General features: G+C 73.5%; 23 protein-coding genes. 1 reads left to right on the forward strand and 22 read right to left on the reverse strand.

Annotated elements, in window-relative coordinates; all coding sequences use genetic code 11:
- Nucleotides 1-14: 14 nt before the first annotated feature.
- From npdG to ACVMYR_RS20565, 11 genes are all read right to left on the reverse strand, one after another.
- Nucleotides 15-677 carry an NADPH-dependent F420 reductase gene (gene npdG / locus ACVMYR_RS20515; RefSeq protein WP_396790222.1) on the reverse strand — a complete coding sequence of 221 codons (663 nt, stop codon included), beginning with the start codon at nucleotides 675-677 and terminating at the stop codon, nucleotides 15-17.
- On the reverse strand, nucleotides 674-1,012 hold the full coding sequence (locus tag ACVMYR_RS20520) for a VOC family protein (RefSeq protein ID WP_077937440.1): 339 nt from the start codon (nucleotides 1,010-1,012) through the stop codon (nucleotides 674-676). The genes npdG and ACVMYR_RS20520 overlap by 4 nt, the downstream gene beginning before the upstream one ends.
- Nucleotides 1,009-1,992 carry an LLM class flavin-dependent oxidoreductase gene (locus tag ACVMYR_RS20525; RefSeq protein ID WP_457122446.1) on the reverse strand — a complete coding sequence of 328 codons (984 nt, stop codon included), beginning with the start codon at nucleotides 1,990-1,992 and terminating at the stop codon, nucleotides 1,009-1,011. The genes ACVMYR_RS20520 and ACVMYR_RS20525 overlap by 4 nt, the downstream gene beginning before the upstream one ends.
- A gap of 9 nt (nucleotides 1,993-2,001) precedes the next feature.
- On the reverse strand, nucleotides 2,002-2,973 hold the full coding sequence (locus ACVMYR_RS20530) for an enoyl-CoA hydratase/isomerase family protein (protein ID WP_077937438.1): 972 nt from the start codon (nucleotides 2,971-2,973) through the stop codon (nucleotides 2,002-2,004).
- A gap of 9 nt (nucleotides 2,974-2,982) precedes the next feature.
- The gene (locus tag ACVMYR_RS20535) at nucleotides 2,983-3,981 is read right to left on the reverse strand and encodes an LLM class flavin-dependent oxidoreductase (protein WP_052503750.1); all 999 of its coding nucleotides are present in this window, start codon (nucleotides 3,979-3,981) and stop codon (nucleotides 2,983-2,985) included.
- Nucleotides 3,981-5,537, reverse strand: coding sequence for a class I adenylate-forming enzyme family protein (locus tag ACVMYR_RS20540; protein WP_396790227.1), 1,557 nt, complete (start codon nucleotides 5,535-5,537; stop codon nucleotides 3,981-3,983). The genes ACVMYR_RS20535 and ACVMYR_RS20540 overlap by 1 nt, the downstream gene beginning before the upstream one ends.
- Nucleotides 5,534-6,541 carry an LLM class flavin-dependent oxidoreductase gene (locus ACVMYR_RS20545; protein WP_158229411.1) on the reverse strand — a complete coding sequence of 336 codons (1,008 nt, stop codon included), beginning with the start codon at nucleotides 6,539-6,541 and terminating at the stop codon, nucleotides 5,534-5,536. The genes ACVMYR_RS20540 and ACVMYR_RS20545 overlap by 4 nt, the downstream gene beginning before the upstream one ends.
- Entirely contained in the window at nucleotides 6,538-7,623 is a 1,086-nt protein-coding gene (locus tag ACVMYR_RS20550) for an LLM class flavin-dependent oxidoreductase (protein ID WP_396790289.1), read from the reverse strand. The genes ACVMYR_RS20545 and ACVMYR_RS20550 overlap by 4 nt, the downstream gene beginning before the upstream one ends.
- Before the next feature lie 87 nt (nucleotides 7,624-7,710).
- Complete coding sequence (locus ACVMYR_RS20555) at nucleotides 7,711-8,757, reverse strand: acyl-CoA dehydrogenase family protein (RefSeq protein ID WP_457122447.1); 1,047 nt, start codon at nucleotides 8,755-8,757, stop codon at nucleotides 7,711-7,713.
- 13 nt (nucleotides 8,758-8,770) lie between these two features.
- Complete coding sequence (locus ACVMYR_RS20560; RefSeq protein WP_457122448.1) at nucleotides 8,771-9,922, reverse strand: acyl-CoA dehydrogenase family protein; 1,152 nt, start codon at nucleotides 9,920-9,922, stop codon at nucleotides 8,771-8,773.
- 33 nt (nucleotides 9,923-9,955) lie between these two features.
- Entirely contained in the window at nucleotides 9,956-11,503 is a 1,548-nt protein-coding gene (locus ACVMYR_RS20565; protein ID WP_457122449.1) for an AMP-binding protein, read from the reverse strand.
- A gap of 68 nt (nucleotides 11,504-11,571) precedes the next feature.
- Here ACVMYR_RS20565 and ACVMYR_RS20570 point away from each other — a divergent pair, with 68 nt between their 5' ends.
- A complete protein-coding gene (locus tag ACVMYR_RS20570) occupies nucleotides 11,572-12,555 on the forward strand; it encodes an MBL fold metallo-hydrolase (protein WP_077937431.1) in 984 nt (327 codons plus the stop codon).
- 18 nt (nucleotides 12,556-12,573) lie between these two features.
- Here the strand turns inward: ACVMYR_RS20570 and ACVMYR_RS20575 are convergent, their stop codons facing one another.
- The 11 genes from ACVMYR_RS20575 to ACVMYR_RS20625 are packed head-to-tail and all read right to left on the reverse strand — an operon-like array spanning nucleotide 12,574 to nucleotide 24,804.
- A complete protein-coding gene (locus tag ACVMYR_RS20575; protein WP_457122450.1) occupies nucleotides 12,574-14,166 on the reverse strand; it encodes a class I adenylate-forming enzyme family protein in 1,593 nt (530 codons plus the stop codon).
- Nucleotides 14,163-15,728 carry a class I adenylate-forming enzyme family protein gene (locus ACVMYR_RS20580; RefSeq protein ID WP_457122451.1) on the reverse strand — a complete coding sequence of 522 codons (1,566 nt, stop codon included), beginning with the start codon at nucleotides 15,726-15,728 and terminating at the stop codon, nucleotides 14,163-14,165. Before ACVMYR_RS20580 ends, ACVMYR_RS20575 begins: the two co-directional genes overlap by 4 nt.
- A complete protein-coding gene (locus ACVMYR_RS20585; RefSeq protein ID WP_077937428.1) occupies nucleotides 15,728-16,225 on the reverse strand; it encodes a VOC family protein in 498 nt (165 codons plus the stop codon). Before ACVMYR_RS20585 ends, ACVMYR_RS20580 begins: the two co-directional genes overlap by 1 nt.
- Nucleotides 16,226-16,256: 31 nt before the next feature.
- Nucleotides 16,257-17,177, reverse strand: coding sequence for an SDR family NAD(P)-dependent oxidoreductase (locus ACVMYR_RS20590; RefSeq protein WP_396790240.1), 921 nt, complete (start codon nucleotides 17,175-17,177; stop codon nucleotides 16,257-16,259).
- Nucleotides 17,174-18,358 (reverse strand): acetyl-CoA acetyltransferase, encoded by a 1,185-nt coding sequence (locus ACVMYR_RS20595; RefSeq protein WP_043963089.1) that lies wholly within the window; start codon nucleotides 18,356-18,358, stop codon nucleotides 17,174-17,176. Before ACVMYR_RS20595 ends, ACVMYR_RS20590 begins: the two co-directional genes overlap by 4 nt.
- Nucleotides 18,348-19,817: a zinc ribbon domain-containing protein gene (locus ACVMYR_RS20600; protein WP_457122452.1), complete on the reverse strand. Its 1,470-nt coding sequence runs from the start codon at nucleotides 19,815-19,817 to the stop codon at nucleotides 18,348-18,350. Before ACVMYR_RS20600 ends, ACVMYR_RS20595 begins: the two co-directional genes overlap by 11 nt.
- A gap of 11 nt (nucleotides 19,818-19,828) precedes the next feature.
- Complete coding sequence (locus ACVMYR_RS20605) at nucleotides 19,829-20,620, reverse strand: ABC transporter ATP-binding protein (RefSeq protein WP_457122453.1); 792 nt, start codon at nucleotides 20,618-20,620, stop codon at nucleotides 19,829-19,831.
- Nucleotides 20,617-21,504, reverse strand: coding sequence for an ABC transporter permease (locus tag ACVMYR_RS20610; protein WP_457122454.1), 888 nt, complete (start codon nucleotides 21,502-21,504; stop codon nucleotides 20,617-20,619). The genes ACVMYR_RS20605 and ACVMYR_RS20610 overlap by 4 nt, the downstream gene beginning before the upstream one ends.
- Before the next feature lie 5 nt (nucleotides 21,505-21,509).
- Nucleotides 21,510-22,433: an ABC transporter permease gene (locus tag ACVMYR_RS20615; protein WP_077937424.1), complete on the reverse strand. Its 924-nt coding sequence runs from the start codon at nucleotides 22,431-22,433 to the stop codon at nucleotides 21,510-21,512.
- Nucleotides 22,430-23,275 carry an ABC transporter ATP-binding protein gene (locus tag ACVMYR_RS20620; RefSeq protein ID WP_077937423.1) on the reverse strand — a complete coding sequence of 282 codons (846 nt, stop codon included), beginning with the start codon at nucleotides 23,273-23,275 and terminating at the stop codon, nucleotides 22,430-22,432. The genes ACVMYR_RS20615 and ACVMYR_RS20620 overlap by 4 nt, the downstream gene beginning before the upstream one ends.
- Nucleotides 23,276-23,277: 2 nt before the next feature.
- Nucleotides 23,278-24,804: an ABC transporter substrate-binding protein gene (locus ACVMYR_RS20625; protein WP_077937422.1), complete on the reverse strand. Its 1,527-nt coding sequence runs from the start codon at nucleotides 24,802-24,804 to the stop codon at nucleotides 23,278-23,280.
- Nucleotides 24,805-24,875: the final 71 nt, after the last annotated feature.

A 24,875-nucleotide genomic window follows, 5' to 3' on the forward strand; every position in this document is an offset into this window, starting at 1 on the left:
CCGGTGCCGCGGGCTCACACGTCGGTGACGCGCAGGCCGGCGTGCGCCTTGTAACGGCGGTTGACCGAGATGAGGTTGGCGGTGAACGCCTCCACCTGGTGGGCGTTGCGCAGCCGCCCGCCGTAGACGCCACGCACCCCGGGGATGACGGCGGCGAGGTCCTGGACGAGGTCGGTGGCCGCGCGGTCGTCGCCGAGCACGAGCACGTCGGTGTCGACCGTGTCGAGGTCGGGATCCTCCAGGAGCACGGCGGAGACGTGGTGGAACGCGCCGACCACGGTCGACCCGGTGAGGATGGCCGCCGCCTGCTGGGCCGCCGAGCCCTCGGCGACGGGGAGGGCGTACGCGCCCTGCCGGTCGAAGCCCAGCGGGTTGACGCAGTCGACCACGACCTTCCCGGCCAGCGCCGGGGCCAGCTCGGTGAGCAGCTCGGCGTGGCCGTCCCACGGCACGGCCACCACGACGATGTCGCCGGCCGCCGCCGCGTCGGCGTTCGCCGTGCCCCGGACCCGGCCGGGCAGGGCCGCGGCGGTGCTCTCCGCGCGCGCGGCGTCCCGCGAGCCGAGCACCACGTCGAGCCCGGCCGCGGCGAAGCGGCGGGCGAGGCCGCGCCCCTGCGGGCCGGTGCCGCCGAGCACGGCGACGGTACGGCCGCGAAGCGCGTCGCTGACGGTCATGCCGGGTTCCTTTCGTAGACGACGAGCGGGTTGCCGCAGGGGTCGACGACCACCGCCCGCCGCTCGTGCGGGCCGGCCTGCGGGGCCCCGGCCGTGGCGCCGGCCGCCACCAGCCCGGCCAGGCAGGCGTCCAGGTCGTCGACCTGCACGCTGAGCAGGGTCCGCCCGGCGACGGGCTGCTGGGTGGCGTCGGCGAGGCCGACGGTGACGGTGCCGTCGGTGACGGCGGCGTACCGGTCGCCGTCGCGGAACCGCACCGTCAGGCCGAGGGTGGTGTAGAAGGCGAGCTGGGCGTCCAGGTCCCCGGCGGGGACGATCACGTGCCCGATCCTCATGGGCGGAACCTCGGCATGACCTCGCGGGCGAACCGCTCGACGATCTCGATGGACCGCTCGATGGGCAGGCCGAGCCACTGGGCGCGGAAGACGAAGTGGTTGTAGCCGGCGTCGGCGAAGTCGCGGATCTTCGCGGCGATGTCGTCGGGCGAGCCGAAGAACAGCGCCTTCTCCTTGATCGCGTCCCACTGCGACTCGAAGAAGTCCATGCCGTACTGGACGTACTCGCCGTAGGAGCGGCGCACCGCGTCGCCGGCCACCGCGAAGGCGGCCTCCGCCGAGTCCGCGACGCACAGGTCGCGGTGGATCGGGAACACCGCGCCGTCCTCGTCGAAGCCGGCCGCCCGGCGCTGCTCCCGGTAGTCGGCCAGGTTGCCGACGGCCCAGTTGCGGCGCACGTTCGACGGGGCCAGCCACGGCAGGCCCTGCCGGGCGATCCGGGCGATGCCCGTCGGGCCGTTCGCGCCGACCCACACCGGCGGGTGCGGGCGCTGCACGGGCAGGACGCTGCAGCGTACGCCGTCGAGGGCGAAGTGCTTGCCCTCGTGGTGGACCGTCTCCCCCATCCACAGCCGCTGCATCACCGCGAGGGCCTCGTTCATCCGCGACACGCGGGTGCGCCGGTCGATGCCGAACGACGCGAACTCGACGTCGCGGTAGCCGGAGCCGATGCCCAGCACGAACCGGCCGCCGGACATCTGGTCGATGGTCGCGATCTCCTCGGCCCAGTGCACCGGGTGGCCCAGCGGCAGGATGAGGATGCCGGTGCCGAGCTGCATGGTCCCGGAGTGGTCCACGAGCCGGCTCAGCAGCGGCAGCGGCTGCGGCGTGCTCAGCGACGACAGGTAGTGGTGGATGCCGAACACCGAGTCGTAGCCCAGGTCGCGGACGTGCTGGACGTACTCGACGGTCTCGCCGATGCGCCGGCCCAGGTCGTCGCCGGGGGCGTACTGGTGGTCGAGGAGGATGCCGAACTTCACGCCGCGCGCCTACTCTTCCCGGGACCGGGTGTCGCTGAGCCGGAAGTAGGGCGCGACCAGCCGGTCCCGGTCGGCCAGCGCCTGGGCGATGCCCTTCTCGCGGCGCTCCTTGAGGAAGTTCCAGTCGCCCTCGTCGAAGCTGACGTTGGTGGCCCAGCCGTGCCCGACCCAGCCGGTCATCGCGCCCAGACCCTTACCCCGGGCCTCCATGACCACCTGCATCATCGACTTGCCCATCATCAGCGAGTCCAGCGGCATGACCGCGATCGCGTCGGCGTAGTCGTCGACCCACTTCTGCAGCTCGTCGCGCTCGACGACCTTGGTGACCAGGCCCTTGCGCTCGCCCTCCTCGGCGCCGATGGCCCGCATGGTCAGCATGACGTCCTTCATCGTCGTCAGGCCGACCTTCTCGATCCAGTGGTACATGTCCTGCGGGGCGGGGCCGAGGTAGCGGAACGCCGGGTGGGTGAACCGGGCGTCCGGGGAGGCGATGACGATGTCGGCCGACAGCGCGATCTGGAAGTGGCCGCCGTAGCAGTAGCCCTGCACCTGGCAGATGGTCGCCTTCAGCGACTCGATGATCGGGCGGGTGAAGCCGGAGCTGAGCACGTTGCGGTCGGGCAGGATGCGCTGCCGCTGCGCCGGCCGCCGCCGCGACGCCTTGTCGGTGCCGGTCCGGTAGCCGATGTAGTGGCCCAGCTCGGCGGCGTCCGCGCCGGTGCCGAAGTGCTCGCCCTCGCCCTTGAACACGATGACCTTGACCCGGTCGTCGGTCTCGGCCTCCCGCACCAGGTCGCCGACCCGCTCGAACGCGGCGACGGGGATCGCGTTGAGCCGCTCGGGACGGTCGAAGGTGATGGTCGCGACGGACCGCTGTTCGTCGACGTCGTAGCGGACGTACTTCGCGAGGACCTCGGGGTCGACCTCCATGTTCTCGACGTCCCACTGGTGTTCCAGAAGCTCGGCTTCGGTCTTCTTCACGGCGGTTCCTTAGGTGGCGGGGGTGCGGAAGGCGGGGATCACTTCGGTGGCGAACAGCCGCAGCGAGGCGCGCAGCTTCTCGGTGGGCATGCCCAGCCACCCGGGGCGGAAGATCAGGTGGTCGAAGCCCAGGTCGCGCAGGGCGGAGATCCGTTCGACGAGGAACTCCGGGGAGCCCAGCAGCAGGGTGTTGCGCACCAGCTCGTCGAACCGGTCCCGCTGCCAGCGCAGCGCCGGGTACTCGGCGTACGTCGAGTACTCGACGCGGGCGTGGGGCAGCGCCTCCTCGACGGCCCGCTCGGTGGTCGGCGCGCAGTACAGCTCGACGCCGACGGGCCGCTGCACGGTCGCCGGGTCGCGGCCATACTCGGCCAGGGCCTCGTTGTAGACGGCCAGGTGCTCGGGCAGGAAGCGGCGGCTCGGGGAGTTGCCCGGCGCGTACCAGGCGTCGCCGAGGCGGGCCGCCCGGCGGACGGCCTTCTTGCCGCCCGCGCCGATCCAGATCGGCGGGCCGCCCGGGGTCAGCGGGCGCACCCCGATCGTGGCGTCGGTCTGCGGGTAGAACTCGCCCTCGTGGGTGACGGGCTGCCCGGTCCACAGGGCCCGGATGAGCCGCAGGCTCTCGTCGAAGCGGCGGAACCGGGTCTCCGGGTCGATGCCGAACGCGGCGAACTCGTTGTCGCGGTAGCCGGCGCCGACGCCGAGGACCACCCGCCCGCCGGAGAGGTGGTCGAGGGTGGCGAACTCCTCGGCGACGTGCACCGGGTGGAACATCGGCAGCAGCAGGATGCCGGTGCCGAGCAGCATGTCGCCGGAGCGCGGGATCAGGCTGGCCAGCATCGAGATCGGCTGGGGCGTGGCCAGGTTGGACTGGAAGTGGTTGATCGTCCACACCGAGTCGTAGCCCAGCTCGGCGGCCAGCTCGACGGTGCCGAACAGGTCGTCCAGGTGTCTGCGCAGGTCGTCGCCGTGCGGGTACTGGTGCGACGCCATGATGCCGAACCTCATCAGCTTCCCCCTCCCTGCGACACGGGTGCCGCCGCGCGGCTGGTCTTGCCGGTGGTGCTGCGTTCCAGGGCGGGCACGAACTCGACCCGCCGGGGGGTCTTGAAGTGGGCGAGGCGGTCCCGGGCGTACGCGACGACGGCGTCGGCGAGGTCGGCGTCGGTGACCGCGTCGTCGGCCTCCCGCACGACGAGCGCCACGGGGATCTCGCCCAGCCGGTCGTCGGGGCGGCCGAGCACCCGCACGTCGCGCACGAGCGGGTGCTCGCGCAGCACGTCCTCGATCTCCTCGGGCCACACCTGGAAACCGCCGCACTTGATCATGTCGCGCTTGCGGCCGACGAGGAACAGGACGCCGTCGGCGTCGACGTAGCCGATGTCGCCGGTGTGCACCCAGCCGTCGCGGACCAGGTCACGGGACGCCTCGGCGTCGTCGACGTACCCCCGGGTCAGCGCGGACCGGACGACCACCTCGCCCGACGAGCCGGTGGGCAGGGCCTCGCCCGCGTCGTCGCGGATCTCCAGCTCCACGCCCGGGTAGACCCGGCCGGCCGAACCGGGCTTCCACCGGCCGGCCTTCATGTCCCGGCCGGTCCAGCCGGCGATGTGCCCGGCCTCGGTCGAGCCGTAGTTGACCAGGATCGGCACCCGGTAGCGCTCCTCGAAGGCGCGCCGCACCGGCCACGAGATCGCCTGCCCGGCCACGAGGACGGACTTGACCCCGTGAAACGGCAGGTCCCGCTCGGCGTGCACGATGTCGAAGACCATCGTGGGCAGCAGGAAGAGGTTGTCGAACGCGAACCGGTCCATCAGGTCGGCGAGCCGGTCGACGCCGAAGCGTTCCCAGACCACGGCGGCCCGCCCGACGAAGTACGCGAACAGCAGCGAGTGCTGGCCGCCGCTGTGGAACAGCGGCAGGGCGATGAGGTTGGGGGCGGCGTCGGGCGCGGCGGTGCCCTCGGCGTCGGTGCCGGTGCTGACCCGGGCCAGCCGTCCGAGCGACTCGCGGGTCCCGCCGTGGGTGACGCTGACCGCCTTCGGCCGCCCGGTGGTGGTGCCGCCGGTGAACAGGATGCACGCCTCGGCCTCGGGCGCGACGTCGACCGTCGGCACCCGCGCCTCGTGCCGCCACGGCAGCGCCGACGCCCCGGCGAGCGGCTCCGCGACGCTACGCACCGGCGGCGCGTCCCCGGCGGCGGCGAGGAACTCGGCGACCACGTCCGGGCGGCGGTCGTCGACGAGCAGCAGGCGCGGGTCGGTCTTCGCGACCGACTCGGCCAGTTCGGCGGCGTTGTAGAGGCTGCTGACGGTGACCGGGACCGCGCCGATCTTCCACGCGCCGAAGAGGAAGAAGACGATCTCCGGGCCGTTGGTCAGGTAGCAGGCGACGCGGTCGCCGGGGCCGACGCCCTCGGCGCGCAGCGCGGCGGCGACCCCGCCGGCGAGCAGGTCGATCTGGTCGAACGTCCACGACCGGCCGTCCTCGCCGTACAGGCCGGGCACGTCGGGGCGGTCGGCGCAGCGCCGGTCGAGGATGCGGGCGAGGTTGCCGGCGCTCATCGGGACGCCTCCCGTCCGGTCGGTGCGGTGTCGACGCGCGCGATGACCTCCGCGCCGAAGCGGGCGAGCTGCTCCATCGCCTCGTCCTGGCCGGCGCCGACGAACTGGTGGCGCAGGGAGACCTCCGTGATGCCGAGGTCGGTCTCCCAGCGGCGCAGCTTGTCGACGATCTCGTCGGCCGACCCGACGAGGCAGTCCTCGGCGAGGTAGCGGTCGAGGTCGAGGGACTGGGCGTCGTCCCACGACTTGTAGCCCGCGTACTGGCGCTGCAGGTGGGGACGGACGGCGGCGACGGCGCCGGCGTAGCTGTCGCCGAGGTACGCCTCGCGGGTCATCGGGTACTCCCGGTCGAGGGCGAAGCCGCGCTCGGCGAGGTCGGCGCGGTAGATGCCGAGCAGGCGGGCCAGCTCGGCGTCGTTGCCCTTGGGGCCGATGAGCCACGGGGCGTCCAGCCGGGCGGCCCGGCGGATCGCGGGCTCGGCGAACGCGCCGATCCACAGCGGCGGGCCGCCGGGCTGCACCGGGCGCAGCGCCAGGGACGCGCCGGGGACCTCGCCCCAGCTGCCGGCGAGATCGACGGTCTCGCCGTTCCACAGCGACCGCAGCGTCGGCACGTACTCGCGCAGGCGGCGCAGCCGGTCGTCCCAGGCGACGCCGAAGGCGGCGGTCTCCCGCTTGCGGTAGCCGGCGCCGACGCCGACGGTCAGCCGGCCGCGCGAGAGCACGTCGAGGGACGCGAGGTCCTCGGCGAGCGCGACCGGGTTCAGCAGCGGCGCGAGCAGCACCCCGAAGCCGATGCGGACCCGCGAGGTGGCGCGGGCGAGGTACCCGGCGAGCGGGATCGGCTGGACGAACGCCGACCGGGCCAGGTAGTGGTGGCCGAGGTAGACGGCGTGGAAGCCGGCCGCCTCGGCGGCGGCGGCCTGGGCGAGCACGCCGTCGATGCCGTCGACGGCGGAGGCCGACGGGTCGAACTGGGCGCTGAGGAAGCAGCTGATCCTCACCCGACGACCGCCTCGGTGACGGGCGGGGCGACCGGGGCGGCGTCGGCCTTCTCCTGGGCGCGGAAGTGCGGGATGACCTTCTCGGCGAACTCCTCCATCGACCGCAGCGCGGCCCGGCGGTCCAGCGACGGGATCCGCAGCCAGCCGATGTAGTGGTTGATGCCGAGCTGTTCGCGCAGCATCTCGATGGTCTCGATGACCCGCTGCGCCGAGCCGAAGTTGCCGCCGTGGGTCAGCGTCTGCTCCAGGGTCAACAGCTCGATGTTCTTCGCGACGGCCGCGTAGTAGGAGCGTTCCTGCTCGATGGCCTCCTCCGAGCCGGGGATGACCTTGCCGACCGACTTGTAGTAGTTCATCGCGGCCAGGGCGGCCTCCCGCAGGCCCTCCTCGCCCTCGCCGCACCAGACCTGCTGCATGAACGGCAGTTCGTAGTCGGCGATGTCGAACCCGTTCTCCCGCATGCTCTGCCGGTAGAGGCTGAAGTTCTTCTGCATGATGCCCAACGGCGTGAAGTTCGGGGAGGTGATGATCGACTCGCCGACCGCGCCGCGCTCGCGGAAGCTGTCCGGGGAGACGGTGCCCTGCAGGATCGGCGGGCCGCCGGGGGTGTGCGGGCGCGGGTAGGTCGTGACGTTGTCGTAGTGGAAGATCTGGCCGTGGTAGGAGAAGTTCTCCTGCGACAGCGCCAGCCGCAGGATCTCCAGGGTCTCCTGGTAGCGCTGCTTGGACTCCTCGAGGGGGATGCCGAAGCCGGCGAACTCGGCGGGCTGGTAGCCGCGGCCGACGCCGATGCGGACCCGGCCGCCGCTGAGCACGTCGAGGGCGGCGATGTCCTCGGCCAGGCGCAGCGGGTGGTGCAGCGGCAGCACGAGGACGGCGGTGCCGATGGTGATCCGCCGGGTCCGCTCGGCGACGGCCATGCCGAAGTTCACCGGGCTGCCGAGGATGCCGTACTTGGAGAAGTGGTGCTCGGCCAGCCAGATCGAGTCGAAGCCGAGCTCGTCGGCCAGCTGGATCTCGTCGAGGGTCTCCCGCAGCACCTGGTGGTCCGATGTGCCATCGCTCACCGGAAACAGGTTCATGATTCCGAACTTCACGGCCTCTCCTCGTTTATTCCGACCAGCCGGTATGTTACTGCCGTGGTAGATGGCCTGCAAGGGTTACGCAGGTCAGGCCGCTGCTGTGCGGCCGGGCGGCGCGCCGGCGCGCGCGCCGACCCGCAGCTCGCCGGCGCGACGGCGGTGCCACGAGCCGCGCCCGAACCGGGCGTCGAGCACGAGCGCCCGGCGCAGGAACAGGTGCGGGTCCGCCTCCATCGTGATGCCCATCCCGCCGTGCACCTGGATGCACCGCTCGGCGGCGAAGACCGCCGCGCGCCCGGCCGCGGCCTTCGCCGCGTGCACCTGGATCCCGGCGTCGGGGCGGCCGGTGTCGACCGCCCAGGCGGCGTACAGGGTCAGGTCCCACGCGGCCTTGCGCGCCGTGGCGGCCTCCGCGAGCTGGAACGCGACCCCCTGGAACGAGCCGATCACCCGCCCGAACTGCCGGCGGGTGCGGGCCTGCTCGGCGGCCAGGTCGATCGCGCCCTGCGCGACCCCGCACAGCTCGGCGGCCACCACCAGCGCGGCGCGCCGCACGCCCGCACCGGCGGGCGACACCCGCCCCGGCGCGGTCACGGTGACGTCCGACAGCGGCACCGACGGGTCGACGGAATCGCGCGCGGCGACCCCGGCCGCCTCGGCGGTCCAGACCCCGTCGGGGCCCAGGACGGCGAGGCCGTCGGCCTGTGCCGCGTACGGCACCAGGGTCCGCACCAGCGGATCGGGCGACACCGCGGCCGCCCAGCCGGAGCCGCCCGGCACGTCGACCGCGCAGGTGAGCACCCGGCCGCCGGAGAGCACCTCGTCGGGCAGCGGGTCGGGCCGGTCGCCGCCGCAGAGCAGCTGGACGGCCGCCGCGTGCGCCGGGAACCGGCTCGGCACGAGCCGCTCGCCGAGCGCCTCGACGGCGACCAGCAGGTCGATCAGGTGCGACCCGACGCCGCCGGCGGCCTCGGGCACCCCGAGGAGGCCGAAGTCGCCCAGCAGCAGGCCGTCGCAGGCCGGGGCGCGCCACGGGCCCGTCAGGGCGTCGCGGGCCCGGACTTTCTCCCCCGCCGCGAGGGCCGCGACGGTGTCGCCGATCTCCCGCTGCTCCGGGGTGAAGGTTGCTCGCATGTGGCCACTCCGCTCAGCGCGAGCGGGGCAGGTTCAGCACCCGCTCCGCGAGGATCGACTTCTGGACTTCCTCCGTGCCGCCCTCGATGGTGTGGGCGCGGGCACGCAGGTAGCGGCGCATCCGGGCGGCGGCCCCGTCACCGTCGAGCAGCACGCCGCCGGCCTCGTCGAGCTGCACGGCGAGGCGGTTGGCGTTCTGCACCACCTGCGCCCACAGGCTCTTGAGCGCCGACGTCTCCGGGCCCGGCACGCCGCCGGCCCGGCTCTCGCCGAGCATGCGCATCGACCCGATCCGGACCGCCTCGGCGTCGCAGTGCAGCGCGCCCACGGTGTCGAGGAACGCGCCGTCGTCGGCCATCCCGCGCGCGACCGCGAGGTCGACGACGCGGTCCACCGCCTGGCGGGCCCACACCCACAGGTTCAGCGCCATGCTGCCGCGCTCGAACGCCAGCGTGGTGAGCGCGACGGTCCAGCCGTTGCCGACGCCGCCGAGCACGTCGGAGTCGGGCACGAAGACGTCGTCGAGGAACATCTCGTTGAACTCGGTGTCCCCGTTGATCATCTCCAGCGACCGGACGGTGAAGGCGTCCATCGGGGCGAGGAAGTAGGTGATGCCCCGGTGCTTCGGCGCGTCGGGGTCGGTGCGCGCCAGCAGCAGGCACTTCGACGCGTTGTGCGCGTTGGACGTCCAGATCTTCGCGCCGTTGACGCGCCACCCGCCGTCGACCCGGGTCGCGGCCGTACGCAGGCTCGCCAGGTCGGAGCCGGAGCCGGGCTCGCTGAAGCCCTGGCACCAGTACGTCTCGCCGCGCAGGATCCCGGGCAGGTGCCGGGCCTGCTGCTCGTCGGTGCCGTGGGCGATGATCGTGGGCCCGGCCAGCATCATGCCGACCCCGTTGAGCGGGTACGGCGCGCCGCGCACGGCGGCCTCCTCGTTGAAGATGGCCTGCGCCAGCGAGTCCATGCCCCGGCCGCCGTGCGCGGTCGGCCACGACAGGCCGGCCCAGCCGCCGGTGCACAGCCGGTCCTGCCACACCCGCGACCAGTGCTCGCGCTCGTCCTGCGACAGCTCCTCCTGGTCGGGCACGTCGGCCAGCGCCTTGTCGAGCCAGTCGCCGACCTCGCGCCGGAACGCCAGGTCGGTGCCGCTGTCAGCGAAGTCCATGCCCACCTCCCAGCGGGTCGTCGTCGATGCCGCTCACGCGGAGAGCTCCTCGGAGCGCGTGAGCCGGGCCTTGTAGAGCTTGCCGTTCGGGTCGCGCGGCAGCGCGTCGCGCACGACGTACGACACCGGGCGCTTCGGCTTGGCCAGCCGCTGCGCGAGGTGGTCGCGCAGCCGCGCCACGGCCGCGTCGGCGTCGGGCGCGGTGTCGGCCAGCACGACGTGCGCCTGCGGCACCTCGCCGAACTCCTCGTCGGGCACGCCGACCACGCCGGCGTCGACGACCCAGTCGTGTTCGAGCAGCGCCGCCTCGATCTCGGCCGGGTAGACGTTGACGCCGCCGACGAGGATCAGCTCGGCCGCGCGGCCGGTGACGTAGAGGAAACCGTCGGCGTCGACGTGGCCGACGTCCCAGACGGTCATCAGGCCGTCGCGGCGCGCGCCGTCGGTCTTGCCGGGGTCGTTGTGGTATTCGACCCGGTCGTCGCCCTGGCGCATGTAGACGATGCCGGTCTGCCCGACGGGCACCTCGTTGCCCAGCTCGTCGAGGATCTTCAGCGTGGAGATCGAGGCCGGGCGGCCGACCGTGCCGGGGTGGGCGAGCCACTCGTGGGGGCGCGCGATGGTGGTGCCGACCTCGGTCGAGCCGTAGTACTCGTAGACGACGGGGCCGAACCAGTCGAGGATGCGCTGCTTGACCTCGCGGGGGCAGGGCGCCGCGCCGTGCAGCACGTAGCGCAGCGTGGAGACGTCGTAGGCGTCGCGCACGTCGGCGGGCAGTTGCAGCAGCCGGTAGAAGTGCGTCGGCACCATGCTGGTGCCGGTGACCCGCTGGTCCTGGACCCGCCGCAGGAAGCCCTCCGGCGTCCAGCCGTCCATCAGGACCAGGGTGCCGCCGGCGTGCAGCGCGCCCATGGCCGGGGTGATGTTGGCCGAGTGGTACATCGGCGCGGAGACCAACCAGGACGCGAACGCGGGGCGTTCCATCCCGAACTCCTTGAACAGCCAGACGTACGTCAGCGCCCCGGTGTCGGCGTCGACGCCGCTGAGCGGCCGCTTGACGCCCTTCGGGCGGCCGGTGGTGCCCGAGGTGTACATCATCAGGGAGCCGGCCGGCGTGTCCTGCGGGCTCGTGTCGGGCATGCCCCCGGTGAGCGCCGACAGCGGCCGGGCCCGGCCCGTGCGGGGGGTGCCGTCGACGAACACGTCGATGTCGGGGGTGGCCCCGGCGGCGGCGACCACCACGTCCTCGACGCGGGCGGAGCCGACGACCACCTTCGCGCCGCTGTCGGCGAGGATGTAGCCGACCTCGGGCGCGGTGAGGTGGTAGTTGAGCGTCACGAGGTAGAGCCCCGACTGCATCGCCGCGAGATACAGCGCCACCATGCCGGCGCTGTTCGTCATGACCGCCGCGACCGTGTCGCCGGCCTGGAGGCCCGCCCGGGTACGCAGGCCGTGCGAGATCCGGTTCACCTCGGCGAACAGCTCGCCGTAGGAGATCCGCCGATCGTCGGCGGTCACGATCGCGCACAGGTCCGGTTCGGCGACGGCCCACAGCCGAAACCCCGTCCGCTCCTCGCTCATCGGACTCCTTGAATTAAATTCCGACCATCCGGTATGTTGTTGTCACACAGTAAGGGAGCCGTCCGACGATGTCCATACCCGTGAGCGACGCACACGCCGCCAGCTACCGCGCCCGCCAGGTGCCGGCCCCCGTCCAGGTCGCCGACGGCGTCTGGGGCATCCCGATCCCCCTGCACGGCAGCGCCCTGCGCTACGTCACCGTCTACCTGGTCGACACCGGCGACGGCCCGGTCCTCGTCGACGCCGGCTACGACCACCCGACCTGCTGGGCGTCGTTCCAACGGTCGGTCGAGTCGCTCGGCCACCGGGTCGAGGCCATCACGACCGTCCTCCTCACCCACAACCACCCCGACCACGTCGGCTTCGCCGCCCGCCTGCGGGAGGTCTCCGGGGCGCGGATCGTCATGGGACGCGCCGACGACTTCGCCACCGCGCATCGCACCCGCGGCACCTTCCTCGCCCAGCTCCGCGCCGCCCTCGACCTCACCGGCGCGCCGGCCGACGTCGTCGACGGCATGTACGCCGACGCCGTCGCGGTCGCCGAGCACCACGAGACGCTGCGGCTCGACGTCGCCCTCGACGCCGACACCGAGTTCCGCTTCGGCGACGTGACCATCCACGCCGTGCCCGCCCCCGGGCACACCTACGGGCACACGGTCTACTTCGACGCCCGCGGCCTGGTCTTCACCGGCGACACGATGATGGCCGAGGGGCCGACCCAGCTCGCGATCGTGAGCCGGCCCGACGACGACCCGGCCGGCGACCTGCTCCGTTCCCTGGCGCGCATCCGCGACCTCGGCGCGACCGTCGCCTGCCCCGCCCACCAGTTCCCCTACCGGGACGTGGCGGCGCGCGCCGACGAGCTGTCGGCCTTCCACCGGGGTGAGGTCGACCGGGTCCGGGACCTGGCCGGCGACGGCGCCGACGCGTGGACGCTTGCGCCGCGCATGCCGTGGCGCAAGCCGTGGGACGACCTCGGCCGGGGCACCCGACGCTTCTCCCTGATGCACACCCTCGCCCTGCTGCGCCACGTGACCGGCGCCAACCGGTAGGCGTCGGCGGGCGGCGCGTCAGCCGCGCCCGGACTCGGCGTACGCCCAGTCGGGGCGCAGGTCGGCGCGCAGCTGGCGCAGGGTCCGCTTGAGCACCTTCCCCGACGGGTTCGTCGGCAGCTCCGCCACCAGGTAGACCTCCTTCGGCACCTTGAACCGGCCGAGCCGCTGCCGGGCGTACGCGATCAGGTCCTCGGCCCGAAGCCCCGGCCGGCCGACGACGAACGCCACCGGCACCTCCACCCACACGGGGTGCGGCGCACCCACCACCGACGCGGCGAGCACGAGCGGGTGCCCGGCGAGCACGTTCTCGATCTCGGCGCTGGCGATGTTCTCCCCGCCGCTGCGGATCATGTCCTTGAGCCGGTCGCGGATGTAGAGGTAGCCGTCGGCGTCGAGGCAGCCGACGTCGCCGGTGTGGAACCAGCCGTCGCGGAACGCGGCCCGCGTCGCCTCCGGGTCGTCGAGGTAGCCGGGGCTCACCTTCGGCCCCCGCGCCACCACCTCGCCGTCCTCGCCGACCGGCACGTCGCGGCCGTCCGGGTCGACCACCCGCACCTGCACCCACGGCACCGGCAGGCCGACCGAGCCCTGCTTGGCCTCCTGGTGGGCGGCGTCGAGGTAGGTCAGCCCGCTGCACGTCTCGGTGAGGCCGTAGCCCTCGATCAGGCGCGCGTTGCCGAACAGCTCCCGCGCCACGGCGAACAGCGCCGACGTCACCTGCGAGTAGATGACCCAGCGCACCGACGACAGGTCGGCCGCGACGCCCGTCGCGCGGCGGAGCATGTCGAGCATCGTCGCCGCCATCACCATGCCGGTGATCCGTTCCGCCTCGATCGCCCGCAGCACGGCCGCCGGCTCGAAGCGCCGCAGCAGCACCATCGTGCCGCCGACGTGCCAGATGCCGTAGCCGGGCAGGTCGGTGCCGCCGACGTGGTAGAGCGGGGCGAAGTTGAGGATCCGGTCGCCGGGGCGCAGCCCCAGCTCCACGATCTGGGCGTGCATGTTCATGTTCACGTTGCCGTGGGTGAGCAGGACGCCCTTGGGCAGGCTGGTCGTGCCGGAGGTGTAGACGATCCGCTGCAGGGCGGCGTCGTCCAGGTCGGCGTCGGCGACCCGGGCCCCCCGGTGGGCGTCGATCAGCGCCCGCAGGTCGAGCCAGCCGTCGCCGATCGGTTCGAGGGCGAGGCGGCGCACGCCCCCCGGGCCGGGACCATCGGCGGCCGGCGCGGCCTCCGCCAGCCCGGCTTCGGTCAGGGCGGCTTCGGTCAGGGCCGCGAACTCCGGGACGGTCGCGACCGCCTGGACCCGGGCGTGCGCGAGCAGCCGCGCCAGCTCTCCCGCCGTGAGCCGGTAGTTCAACGGCACGAAGACCGCGCCGAGCTTCGCCAGCGCCAGGGACAGGATGAGGAACTCCGGCACGTTGTTCGCCACGATCGCCACCCGGCTGTCCCGGCGTACCCCCTCGGCCGACAGGCCCGCGGCCAGGGCGTTGACATCGGCGTCGAGCTGCCGGTGGGTCCACCGGCGGCCCTCGAAGACGAGCGCGTCGACGTCGGCGAAGCGCCGGGCGTTGCCGGCCAGCATCGCGGCGATGTTGGCGGTGCTCACCCGGCCACCGCCGGGCGCGGGGAGCTGTGCACCGGTGGTGGCGTCCCGGTGCCGCCCTGGCGCAGCAGCGTCTTGAGGACCTTGCCGGAGTCGTTGCGCGGCAGCGCGGCGACGACCTCGACGTACTTCGGGACCTTGTACCGGGCCAGTTCGGCCCGGCAGTGCCCGCGCAGGTCCTCGGCGGCGGTGGCCGCGCCGTCGCGCAGGACGACGAACGCCTTCGGCACCTCGTCCCACTGCGGGTCGGGGACGCCGACGACGGCGACCTCGGCGACGTCGGGGTGCCGGGCGAGGACCCGTTCGATCTCGGCGCTGGCGATGTTCTCCCCACCGGACTTGATCAGGTCGGCGCGGCGGTCGACGAACCACAGGTAGCCGTCGGCGTCGATCCGCCCGACGTCGCCGGTGAGGAACCAGCCGTCGCGGCGGGTCCGCCGGTTGGCCTCGTCGTCGTTCCAGTAGCCGGGCGAGACCTTCTCGCCGCGTACGACGATCTCCCCCGCCACCCCGGGGGCGACGGGCCGGAAGTGCTCGTCGACGATCCGGATCTGCACGCCGGGGAACGGCGCGCCGAGCGCGCCCAGCTTCGCCTCCTCGTGCGCGGCGTCCAGGTAGCAGACGCCGTTGCACAGCTCGGTCATGCCGAAGGTGTCGACGAGGCGCACGTGCGGCAGGCGGCGCTTTACCTCCCGGCGCACGCCCGGCGCGACCCCGGCGAAGAGCAGGTAGCGCAGCGCGGCGAGGTCCGGCGGGTCGGGCAGGTCCAGCACGCCGAAGAGGATCTGCGCGGCCAGCACCATGCCGGTGATGCGTTCCTCGGCGGCGATGCGGGCGATGTCCGCCGCCTTGAACGTCGGCGTGAGCACCATCGTCGCGCCCGCCACGAACGTCGCCAGGCCCGGCGCCTCCAGCCCGCTGACGTGGAACAGCGGCGCGGAGACCAGGATCCGGTCGGCGGCGGTCAGCTCCAGTTCGAGGACCTGCGCGAGGTGGTTCGCGGCGAGGTTGCCGTAGGTGTGCACGACCCCCTTGGGCCGGGCCGTGGTGCCCGAGGTGTAGAGCAGCCGGTGCACGTCGGCGGGGCCCTTCTCGGCGTCGGCGACCCGCACGCCGGCCGGCTGCCCGGCGAGCAGGTCGGCCAGCCGCCGCGCGCCGCCGACGACCCGTTCGCCGTTGGCGACGAGGGTCCGCAGCCCGGTCGCGGTCGCCAGCCGGGCGGCGTCGTCGGCGAAGTCGTCGTCGTAGAGCAGGCCGGTGACGCCGGCCTGGTCGAGGACGTAGGCCTGCTCGTTGACGTGCAGCCGCCAGTTCAGGGGCACCGAGATCGCGCCGATGCGGCTGAGCGCGAGCAGCTCGATGACGTAGGTGGCGGTGTTGCGCCCGAGCACGCCGACCAGATCGTCGGCGGTGATGCCGGCGGCCAGCAGCGCCGCCGCGTGCCGGTCGACGTCCGCGTCGAGCGCGGCGTACGTGAACCGGCGGTCCCCGTCGACGAGGGCCTCCCGGTCGGCGCGGCGCAGCGCCTGCCGGCGCAGGTGCTCGGTGACGTTGCTGGCGGCCATCAGTTGCCGCCGCCCTCGCGCCGCCGGGCCAGGATCTCCTCCCGGGACGGCAGCGACACGAACTCCAGCAGGTTGCCGTCGAGGTCGCGGGCCGCGAACGCGGTGATGTGGCCGTAGTTCTCCAGCAGCACCCGGTTGGGGGTGGTCAGGCAGTCGGCGCCCAGCTCGACGAGCCGCTGGTGCAGCTCGTGGATCTCGTCGAGCGGCACCTCGAAGCTGAGCAGGAAGGGCCCCAGCTCCAGGTGGCCGCCGGTCGCCGTCCGGGTGGTGGCGCCGTTCCACTCGATGAGTTCGAGCTGGCCGACGCGGCTGGGCCCCTGCAGGTACTGGACCTTCCCGGTGGTGCCGGCGGGCAGGCCCAGCGACACCTCGATCCCGGGGCCGCCGACATCGGTGCGCAGCGTCCTGCGGTAGCCGAGGGCCCGCTCGTAGAAGTCCGCGGCCCGGTCGACGTCGGAGACGGTGATGGCCACGTGGTGCACTTCGCTGACCGGCATGGTGACTCGCTTTCTGGGTTGTCCGCGCGGCTCAGGCGGCCGGTCCGGGCGGGCCGGCCAGGACCCGCTGGATCAGCGTGACCTCGTCGGCGCCGCTGTCGGGCACGACGAAGTCGTCGAGCCGGCAGATGTCGTCGATGGACCCGTCGATGTCGTCGGGGGTGGCCGGCTCGGGCCCGCCGTACCAGCCGGGGGTGACGCCGAGGAAGATCCGGCCGACCCGGCCGCCGCCGACGGTGAGGATGTGCCGGTTGATCCGGCACCGCTCGGAGGCGAGGTACGTCGCCACGGCCGCGACGTGCCGCGGGTCGAACCGGTCGGCCAGGTCGCCGAGGAGGTTCTCGGTCATCCGGGTCGCCGCCGTGGGCGCGATCGCGTTGACCAGGATGCCGTGCCGGGCGCCCTCCAGCGCGAGGACGTTCATCAGGCCCACCAGCCCGGCCTTCGCCGCCCCGTAGTTGGCCTGGCCGAAGTTGCCGAACAGCCCGGACGACGAGCTGGTCAGCACGATGCGGCCGTAGCCGCGCTCGACCAGGTGCGGCCAGGCGGGACGCAGCACGTGGAACGCCCCGGCGAGGTGCACGTCGAGCACGGCGGCGACGTCGTCGTCGCCCATCTTGGCCAGCGTCCGGTCCCGCAGGATGCCGGCGTTGTGGATGACCGCGTCGAGGCGGCCGTACGCGTCGACGGCGCGGCGCACGAGGCTCGCGCCGCCCTCGGCGGTCGCCACCGAGTCGGTCGAGGCGACGGCGGTGCCGCCGGCCGCGCGGATCTCGGCGACGACCTGCTCGGCCGCGCCGGAGGAGCCCGACCCGTCGACCGCGCCGCCGAGGTCGTTGACGACGACCGCCGCGCCCCGCTCGGCGAGGCTGAGGGCGTGGGCCCGGCCGATGCCGTTGCCGGCCCCGGTGACGACGACGACCCGGCCGTCGAGGGTGACCCGGGCGCTCATCGCTCGTTCCCCAGGACCGCCACGAACGCGACGGAGGAGCCGGGCTGCCCGCCGAGGTTCTGCGCGACCGCCAGCCGGGCGTCGGGCACCTGCCGGCTGCCGGCCTCGCCGCGCAGCTGCGTGAAGCACTCGAACATCATCCGCAGCCCGGTCGCGCCGATCGGGTGGCCGAACGACTTGAGGCCGCCGTCGGTGTTGACCGGCAGCGCCCCGTCGAGGTCGTAGCGGCCGTCGAGGATGTCGCGCCAGGCCTTGCCGCGTTCCGAGAACCCGAGGTCCTCCATGAGCACCACCTCCGTCGGTGTGAAACAGTCGTGCACCTCGGCCAGGGAGATCTGCGTGGCCGGGTCCGTGACGCCGGCCTGCTCGTAGGCCTGCCGGGCCGCCGCGACCACCTCCGGGAAGGTGGTGAAGTCGTAGCCGTCGGTGGCCAGCCCGGCCCCCGACCCGGCGACGAAGCCCATCCCCCGCAGGTAGACGGGCCGGTCGGTGTAGCGGTGGGCGTCCTCGGCGCGCACGAGGATCGCGGCGGCGGCCCCGTCGGAGACGCCCGAGCAGTCCATGACGCCCAGCGGGCCGGCCACGCGCGGGGAGTTCTCCACCGTCTCGGCGGTCACCGCCTTGCGGAACTGGGCGCGCTCGTTGCGCGCGCCGTTGGCGTGGTTCTTCACGGCGACCCGGGTCAGGGCGTCGCGCATGCCGCGCGCGTCCACCCCGTACGCCCGCTGGTAGGCGGGGACGAGCAGGGAGAACCCGCCGGGCGCGGTCCAGTCGACGTCGGTGCCGTCGGCGGGCGGGTAGACGGCGGACAGCCCCGAGTAGGAGGAGTCCTTCAGCTTCTCCACCCCGGTCGCCATGACCATGTCGTACGCCCCGGACGCGACGGCGTAGGCGGCGTTGCGGAACGCCTCGGAGCCGGTGGCGCAGTAGTTCTCGACGCGGGTGACGGGCTTGCCGGTCAGCCGCAGCGGCCGGGCGAGGGTCTGCCCGGACAGGCCCGAGCCCTGCGTGCCGACCCAGAACGCGTCGACGTCGTCGAGGGTGACGGCGGGCAGCGACCCGACGCACTCCCGCACCGCGTCGACGAGCAGGTCGTCGGCCGAGGCGTGCCAGTGGTCGCGGAACGGGGTGCAGCCCATCGCGACGATCGCGACGTCGTTGACCGTGCGCCTACTGGCCATCGGTGGTGTCCTTTCCGGGCGGGGCGTCCTGGGGTGCCGGGCGGAGCTTCCAGAAGTAGTTGTGGATCGCGTCGGTGGTCCACAGCCGCCGGAAGGTCGGCGTCATCGCCATGCCCACCGTGACGTCGGCGGGCGCGACGTCGGTCGCGTACGCGCTGAGCCGGCCGCCGCCGTCGACGTCGGCGACGACGACCGCGACCTCCGGCTCCGGCATGGTGGTCAGGTGGTCGCGGGTCACCGACACGACCCGGGCGGTGCGCTCGCGCAGCGACACCTTCCCGGTCGCGTCGGGCGCTCCGGCGATGCCGCAGGCGGCGCAGACCCGGCCGGGCGGCGTGGTGACCGCGCCGCAGGCGCCGCAGCGGCTGCCCTCCAGGCGGTACTTCCAGCCGGCACGGCGGTGCATCGGCGGGGCCGCCGGGGCGGGTGCCGCCGGCCGCGCCGGGCCCTGCACGTCGAGCAGCCCGCGCCAGCGCAGGTAGCGGCCGTAGCCGAGGGGCTGCCGCGCGGCGAGCTGGTCGCGCACGGACGGGCCGCCGCGCGCCGCGCGTACCCCGTCGCCGACGCGGAGGACGAACGCGTCGGCGCCCTCGGTGGCCGACAGCAACAGGATCGTCTGGCCGGGGCGGGCCTCGTCGAGCGCGGCGGCGAGCAGCAGCCCGGGGTGGGCGGCGCCGGTGAAGCCGGTGGCCCGCTCGATCGTCGCGTCCCGGCCGTCGCCGCCCAGCGCCCGGCGCAGCGCCGCCGCCGCGCGGGGGTTCGACGACGACACGACGACGGTGTCGACGGCGTCGAGGGACGCCTCGGCCAGGGCACGGCGGGCCGAGGCGAGGCCGGCGGCGGCGAGGACCTCGGCGGTGAACCGCTCGTCCCAGACCCGGTCGTGCCGTTCCCCGGGCAGCCGCCAGCGTTCCAGGACCTCGGCGGTGCGGCCGGCGCGGGCCAGGAGCACGGCGGCGGCGTGGCCGCCGCCGACGAGGCCGACGGCGGCGTCGCCCTGGGCCAGCTCGTCGGGCGCGCCGGGGCGGGTGGTGCGCAGGTCGGCCAGGGCGGCGGTCGCGCCGGCCCGGACGACGAGGTCGAGGGCGGTGGCGCCGCTGCGGTGTCCGCGCAGGTCGACCGCGCCGATCCCCGGGTCGAGCCCGAGGGCCTCGTGCACCACGCCGGCGGACGTCTTCGCCTCGTACGGGGCGTTGGTGGTGGCGAACAGCAGTTGCCCGCCGGACGGGCTGGCGGCGGCGACGGGGCGCAGCGCCTCGACGGCCATCGTGACGGTGTCCTCGTCGAACGCGGCGACGCCCCGGGCCGGGCCGCCGCGGCGGGGCGGGTCGGTCGCGTCGAGTCGGTTGTCGGCGAGCACGTACGCCGGGAGGTAGGCCGCGTAGGCGTCGATGCCGGGCTGCTCGGGCATGGGTGGCGGGTTCTCCTTCGGCTCCACGCGGTTCTGGTCGGGCTCCACGCGGTTCTCCTTCAGGTCCACGAGGGGATGGCGGCGAGGAGCCGTCGGGTGTAGTCCTGCTGCGGCCGGTCCAGCACGCTCGCGGCGTCACCGGCCTCGACGACCCGCCCGCCGCTCATCACCGTGATCCGGTCGCAGAGGTCGCTGGCCAGCATGAGGTCGTGGGTGACGAACAGCAGGCCGATGCCGAGCTCGTCGACGAGGGTGCGGAACAGGCCGACGACCTTGGTCTGCGTCGTGACGTCCAGGGCCGTGGTGCACTCGTCGGCGATCACCAGGGCGGGGCGGGTGACGACGGCGAGCGCGATGGCGACCCGCTGGCGCAGGCCGCCGGAGAGCTGGTGGGGGTAGCTGTCGAGGACGCGGGCCGGGTCGGCGATGCGCATCTGCTCCAGCACCTCCAGCGAGCGGCGGCGCACCTCGGCCCGGGTGATGTCGCGGACGTGCCGGCGCAGCACCTCGGCGAGCTGGGTGCGGACCCGCATCAGCGGGTTCAGCGACCGCGACGCGTCCTGGAAGACCATGCCGACGGCGCTGCCGCGCACCCGGTCGGTGCGGTCGACGCCGGGGGCCACCACCACGTCGCCGGCCAGCGTGACGGAGCCGCGCTCGACGCGGACGTTGCGGTCGAGCAGCCCGACGACGCAGCGGGCGAGGGTGGTCTTGCCGCTGCCGGACTCCCCGACGACGCCGACGATCTGGCCCCGGCGGATCTCCAGGTCGACGTCGTCGAGCAGGCGCAGGTCGCCGCCGGAGAGCCGGGCGGTGACGGCGAGGCCGTCGGCCTTCAGCAGTACGCTCATCGGCGCGCCTTCCGGGGGTCGTGGTGGGTGAGCAGCGCGTCGCCGAGCAGGTTCACCAGCAGCACCAGCAGCGTGATGGCGAGCCCGGGGAAGAAGGCGATCCACCACGCCTGGCTCAGCTCGTCCTGGCCGGACGCCAGCATCGAGCCCCAGCTGTTCATCGGCGGCACCACGCCCAGGCCGAGGAAGCTCAGCGCGCTCTCGACCAGGATGGCCGTGCCGACCTGGAGGGTGCCGAGCGCGACGGTCGTGCCGGCCAGGTTGGGCAGGATGTGCCGGAAGACGATCCGGGGTTCCGACGCGCCGGCCGCGCGCAGGCCGAACACGAACTGCCGCTCCCGGATCGCCATGGTCGCCGAGCGGGTGACGCGGGCGCAGACGGCCCAGCCGGTGAGCGCCAGCACGAGGAACAGCACCGGCAGCGAGCTGCCCCGGTTCGCAATGATCGCGAGGGCGACGAGGATGAACGGCAGGGCGAGCTGGGCGTCGATGAGCACCGAGATGACCCGGTCGACCCAGCCCCGGAAGTAGCCGGCGAGCACGCCGAGCAGCGTGCCGGGGCCGATGGCGACGAGCGCGCCGACCAGGCCGATGACGATCGTCAGGCGGCCGGCCGTGACGAACTGGGTGAGCACGTCCTGGCCGAGCTTGTCGGTGCCGAGGGGGTGCGCCCAGGTGCCGCCGGGCAGGAAGGCCGGCGGCTGCCGGGTCGCCGCCAAGTCCTGGCCGGCCGCCGGGAGCAGCCCGGTCAGCGGCAGCACGAACACCCCGACGGAGACGACGGCCAGCGGCAGGGACAGCCAGAACACGGAGGTACGCGCGCGCCGGCCGGGCCGCCGGGGCGGCGCCCCCGCGGCGGTCGGGTCGAGTTCGAGTTGGCTCACGCCGGTCACCTCACCCTCGGGTCGACGATCGAGTGCAGGACGTCGACGACCAGGTTGAGCAGGACGAAGACCAGCGCGCCGAAGACGACGATCGCCTGCACGAGCGGGAAGTCGCGGAACTGGATGGCCTGGAGCGCGAGCTGCCCGAGGCCCGGCCAGGAGTAGACGTACTCGACGGCGACGGCGCCCGAGAGCAGGATGCCGGTCTGCAGCACGACGATCGTCAGGATCGGCATCATGGCGTTGGCGAACGCGTGCCGCCACACGACCCGGCGGTTGCCGAGCCCCCGGGCGCGGGCGGAGTCGATGTAGGGCTCGGCGAGGGCCTCGCTCATCGAGGCGCGGGTGAGCCGGGCGATGTGCGCCATCGGGTAGACCGACATGGTGAGGGCGGGCAGGATCAGGTGCTTCGGGGTGCCCGACTGCCCGGCGGGCAGCCAGCCGAGCTTCACGGCGAACAGCACCACGAGCATCATGCCGAACCAGAAGACGGGCACGGACTGCCCGAGCAGGGCGACGGTGGAGGCGGCCCGGTCCCACCAGGTGCCCTCGCGGGTCGCGGCGAGCACGCCGAGGGGCACGCCGACGCACACGGCGAGGCCCATGCCGGCGGCGACCAGTTGCAGCGTGTACGGCAGCCGGTCGGCGATCATCGACGTGTTGGACTGGTAGAACTGCAGCGACTGGCCGAGGTCGCCGGTGAGGACGCCCCGCAGGTAGTCGAAGTACTGCACGACCAGCGGCAGGTCGAGGCCCAGCTCGTGGCGCAGCGCCTCGCGCTGCTCCGGCGGTGCCAGCGGCCCGAGGATGGTGGCGGTGGGGTCGCCGGAGAGGCGGCCCAGCAGGAACGCGAGGCTGAGGGCGATCAGCAGCGACGCGAACAGGGACGCGAGCCGGCTGCCGACCCGGCGGACGGTGCTGGCCTTCATCGGCGGGACCTCCAGCGCGCTCCGGGCATGGCCGCGAGCAGCTCGCGGGTGTAGTCGTTCTCGGGGGTGACGAAGACCTGCTCGCAGGGTCCCGACTCGACGACCCGGCCGCGGTACATGACGTGCACGACGTCGCAGAGCGAGCGGACGACGGCGAGGTCGTGGCTGATCATCAGCAGCGCCGCGCCGGTGGTGGCGCGGATCTGCCGGAGCAGGGCCAGCACGTCGGCCTGGACGGAGACGTCGAGGCCGGAGGTCGGCTCGTCGGCGACGATGAGTCGCGGGCGCATGAGCAGCGCGCGGGCGATGCAGACCCGCTGGGCCTGGCCCCCGGAGAGCTGGTGCGGGTAGCGGTCGAGCAGCTCGGGGGCGAGCCGGACGCTGCCGAGCAGCTCGGCGTCGCCGATCCAGGAGGTGCGCTCGGGTTGCAGGGCGCGCAGTTCCCGCAGCCCGGACCGCACGGACTGCCGGGGGTCGAGGGAGCCGTGCGGGTCCTGGAAGACGACCTGCACCTCGGGCCGCAGCCGGCGCAGCCGCGTACGACTGATCTTCGACAGGGAGTGGCCGAGCAGCCGGATGTCGCCCCCGCCGCGCGGGCCCAGCGCGGTGGCGGCCATCGCGAGCGTCGTCTTGCCGGAGCCGGACTCGCCGACGACGGCGACGCTCTCGCCGGCGTCGATGCGCAGCGACACGTGGTCCACGGCGCGGAAGACCTGGCCGGTGCCGCGGTCGCGGTGCTCGACGACGAGGTCGTCGACCACCAGCACGGGGGTGTCCGTCTCCGGGGTGCGGGGGTGCCGGGCGGCCTCGCCCGACACCCCCTTGCGCACTGCCTCGGTCATCGTCAGCGGGTCGTCTTCGTGAAGTCCACGGTGTTCAGGGGGCCGAACACCACGCCGGAGACGCCGGGGGCGGTCGCGTAGTTGAACACCTGCCGGTACAGCGGCACGTAGCAGTGCTTGTCCACGACGCCGATGGTGTTGAGCTGGTCGTAGATCGGGGCGGCCTGCTCGGCGCCGTCCTGTTCCAGCGCCTGCTGGGCGAGTTCGTCGATCTTCGGGTCCGGGCAGTTGCCGGTGATCGACTTCGTCTTCAGGAAGCCGCTGACGAAGTAGTCCGGCACGGCGACGTTCGGCACCCCGGCGAAGATGGAGATGCCGGGCACCTGGCGGCCGATGATCCGCTTGACGAGCGTGCCGTAGTCGAGCGGCACGTACGTCACCTTGAAGCCGGCCTGTTCGAGGCTGCCGCCGACGGCCTGGGCGACCTCCTCGATGTTGGTGTACTGGGCCGCCGGGTAGCTGATCTGCACAGTCGGGGCGGCGGAGCCGACGAGTTCCTTCGCCCGGGCGGCGTCGGCGGTCACGCTGCGCGACGGCTGCTGGCCCGGCTTGACGTTGAGCAGCCCGGCGTCGGCGACGGCCTGGCCGTCGAAGATGCCCTTGACGATCGCGTCTCGGTCGATGGCCAGGGCGGCGGCCTCGCGCAGCTTCGGGTCGTCGAAGGGCGCCTTCGTCGAGTCGAGGAACGCGATGATCTTCATGGCGGTCTCGGTGCTGACCACGTCGACGCCGGCGCTCTTGGCCGCGCTCGCCTGCGCGGGCGGCAGGTCGAAGGAGATGTCGACGCTCTTGCTCTGGATCAGCGCGAGGCGCTGCGCGGCCTCGTTGGCCCAGGTGAAGGTGACGCCGTCGTTGGTGGCCTTCGTGCCCCAGTAGTCGGGGTTCTTCTTGACCGAGATGTCGCGGCCGGCGTTCGCGCCCGCCCACACGTACGGGCCGGTGCCGACGGGTGCGGCGGCGAAGCCCTCCGACCCCTTCTCCTGGTAGTACTTCGGCGGCACCAGGTAGACCGTGGTGAGCAGGTCGGGGATGTTGTACTGCGGGGTCTTCGTCTTCACCACGACGGTGGTGGCGTCGGGCGCCTCGATCGCGGTGACGTTGGTGAAGTAGGACTTGAGCTGGGAGGCGGCGGCGTCGCGGGTGAGCGTGATGGTGTTCGCCACGGCCGCGGCGTCGGCCTTCTCGCCGTTGCTGAAGGCGATGTCGGGCCGGACCTTGAAGGTCCAGGTCGTCGCGTCGGTGCGCGTCCAGCTCGTGACCAGGCCCGTGTCGGTCGGGGCGAGGTCCTTGTCGGTGTTGATCAAGGGCTCCAGCATCGTCGCCCAGACGATCTGGGCGGAGCGCGCGCCGACGATCGGGTCGAGGGTCGCCGGCTGGGCGGCGAGCAGCGCCCGGATGGTGGCCGAGCCGGACGACCGGGCGTCATCGGAGTCGGACCCGCCGCACGCGGTGAGGCTGGCGCTCGCGACGGCAAGGGCGGCGGCCACGGCGAGGGGCCGCCGGGAGCGCAGGAATTTCGTGATCATCATGGGCGTCCTTCAGAGGCGATGGACCCGTCATGTCTCGGCCTGGGCCGGCGGTGACGTTCGCCACAAAGTAC

It is taken from the genome of Micromonospora sp. PTRAS2, assembly GCF_054052245.1.

Bases quoted from the DNA above. Each gene is read 5' to 3' on its own strand.
- npdG (WP_396790222.1), bottom strand. From the start codon at position 677: ATGACCGTCAGCGACGCGCTTCGCGGCCGTACCGTCGCCGTGCTCGGC.
- ACVMYR_RS20520 (WP_077937440.1), bottom strand. From the start codon at position 1,012: ATGAGGATCGGGCACGTGATCGTCCCCGCCGGGGACCTGGACGCCCAG.
- ACVMYR_RS20535 (WP_052503750.1), bottom strand. From the start codon at position 3,981: ATGAGGTTCGGCATCATGGCGTCGCACCAGTACCCGCACGGCGACGAC.
- ACVMYR_RS20540 (WP_396790227.1), bottom strand. From the start codon at position 5,537: ATGAGCGCCGGCAACCTCGCCCGCATCCTCGACCGGCGCTGCGCCGAC.
- ACVMYR_RS20550 (WP_396790289.1), bottom strand. From the start codon at position 7,623: ATGAACCTGTTTCCGGTGAGCGATGGCACATCGGACCACCAGGTGCTG.
- ACVMYR_RS20555 (WP_457122447.1), bottom strand. From the start codon at position 8,757: ATGCGAGCAACCTTCACCCCGGAGCAGCGGGAGATCGGCGACACCGTC.
- ACVMYR_RS20560 (WP_457122448.1), bottom strand. From the start codon at position 9,922: ATGGACTTCGCTGACAGCGGCACCGACCTGGCGTTCCGGCGCGAGGTC.
- ACVMYR_RS20565 (WP_457122449.1), bottom strand. From the start codon at position 11,503: ATGAGCGAGGAGCGGACGGGGTTTCGGCTGTGGGCCGTCGCCGAACCG.
- ACVMYR_RS20570 (WP_077937431.1), top strand. From the start codon at position 11,572: ATGTCCATACCCGTGAGCGACGCACACGCCGCCAGCTACCGCGCCCGC.
- ACVMYR_RS20580 (WP_457122451.1), bottom strand. From the start codon at position 15,728: ATGGCCGCCAGCAACGTCACCGAGCACCTGCGCCGGCAGGCGCTGCGC.
- ACVMYR_RS20585 (WP_077937428.1), bottom strand. From the start codon at position 16,225: ATGCCGGTCAGCGAAGTGCACCACGTGGCCATCACCGTCTCCGACGTC.
- ACVMYR_RS20590 (WP_396790240.1), bottom strand. From the start codon at position 17,177: ATGAGCGCCCGGGTCACCCTCGACGGCCGGGTCGTCGTCGTCACCGGG.
- ACVMYR_RS20595 (WP_043963089.1), bottom strand. From the start codon at position 18,358: ATGGCCAGTAGGCGCACGGTCAACGACGTCGCGATCGTCGCGATGGGC.
- ACVMYR_RS20605 (WP_457122453.1), bottom strand. From the start codon at position 20,620: ATGAGCGTACTGCTGAAGGCCGACGGCCTCGCCGTCACCGCCCGGCTC.
- ACVMYR_RS20615 (WP_077937424.1), bottom strand. From the start codon at position 22,433: ATGAAGGCCAGCACCGTCCGCCGGGTCGGCAGCCGGCTCGCGTCCCTG.
- ACVMYR_RS20620 (WP_077937423.1), bottom strand. From the start codon at position 23,275: ATGACCGAGGCAGTGCGCAAGGGGGTGTCGGGCGAGGCCGCCCGGCAC.
- ACVMYR_RS20625 (WP_077937422.1), bottom strand. From the start codon at position 24,804: ATGATGATCACGAAATTCCTGCGCTCCCGGCGGCCCCTCGCCGTGGCC.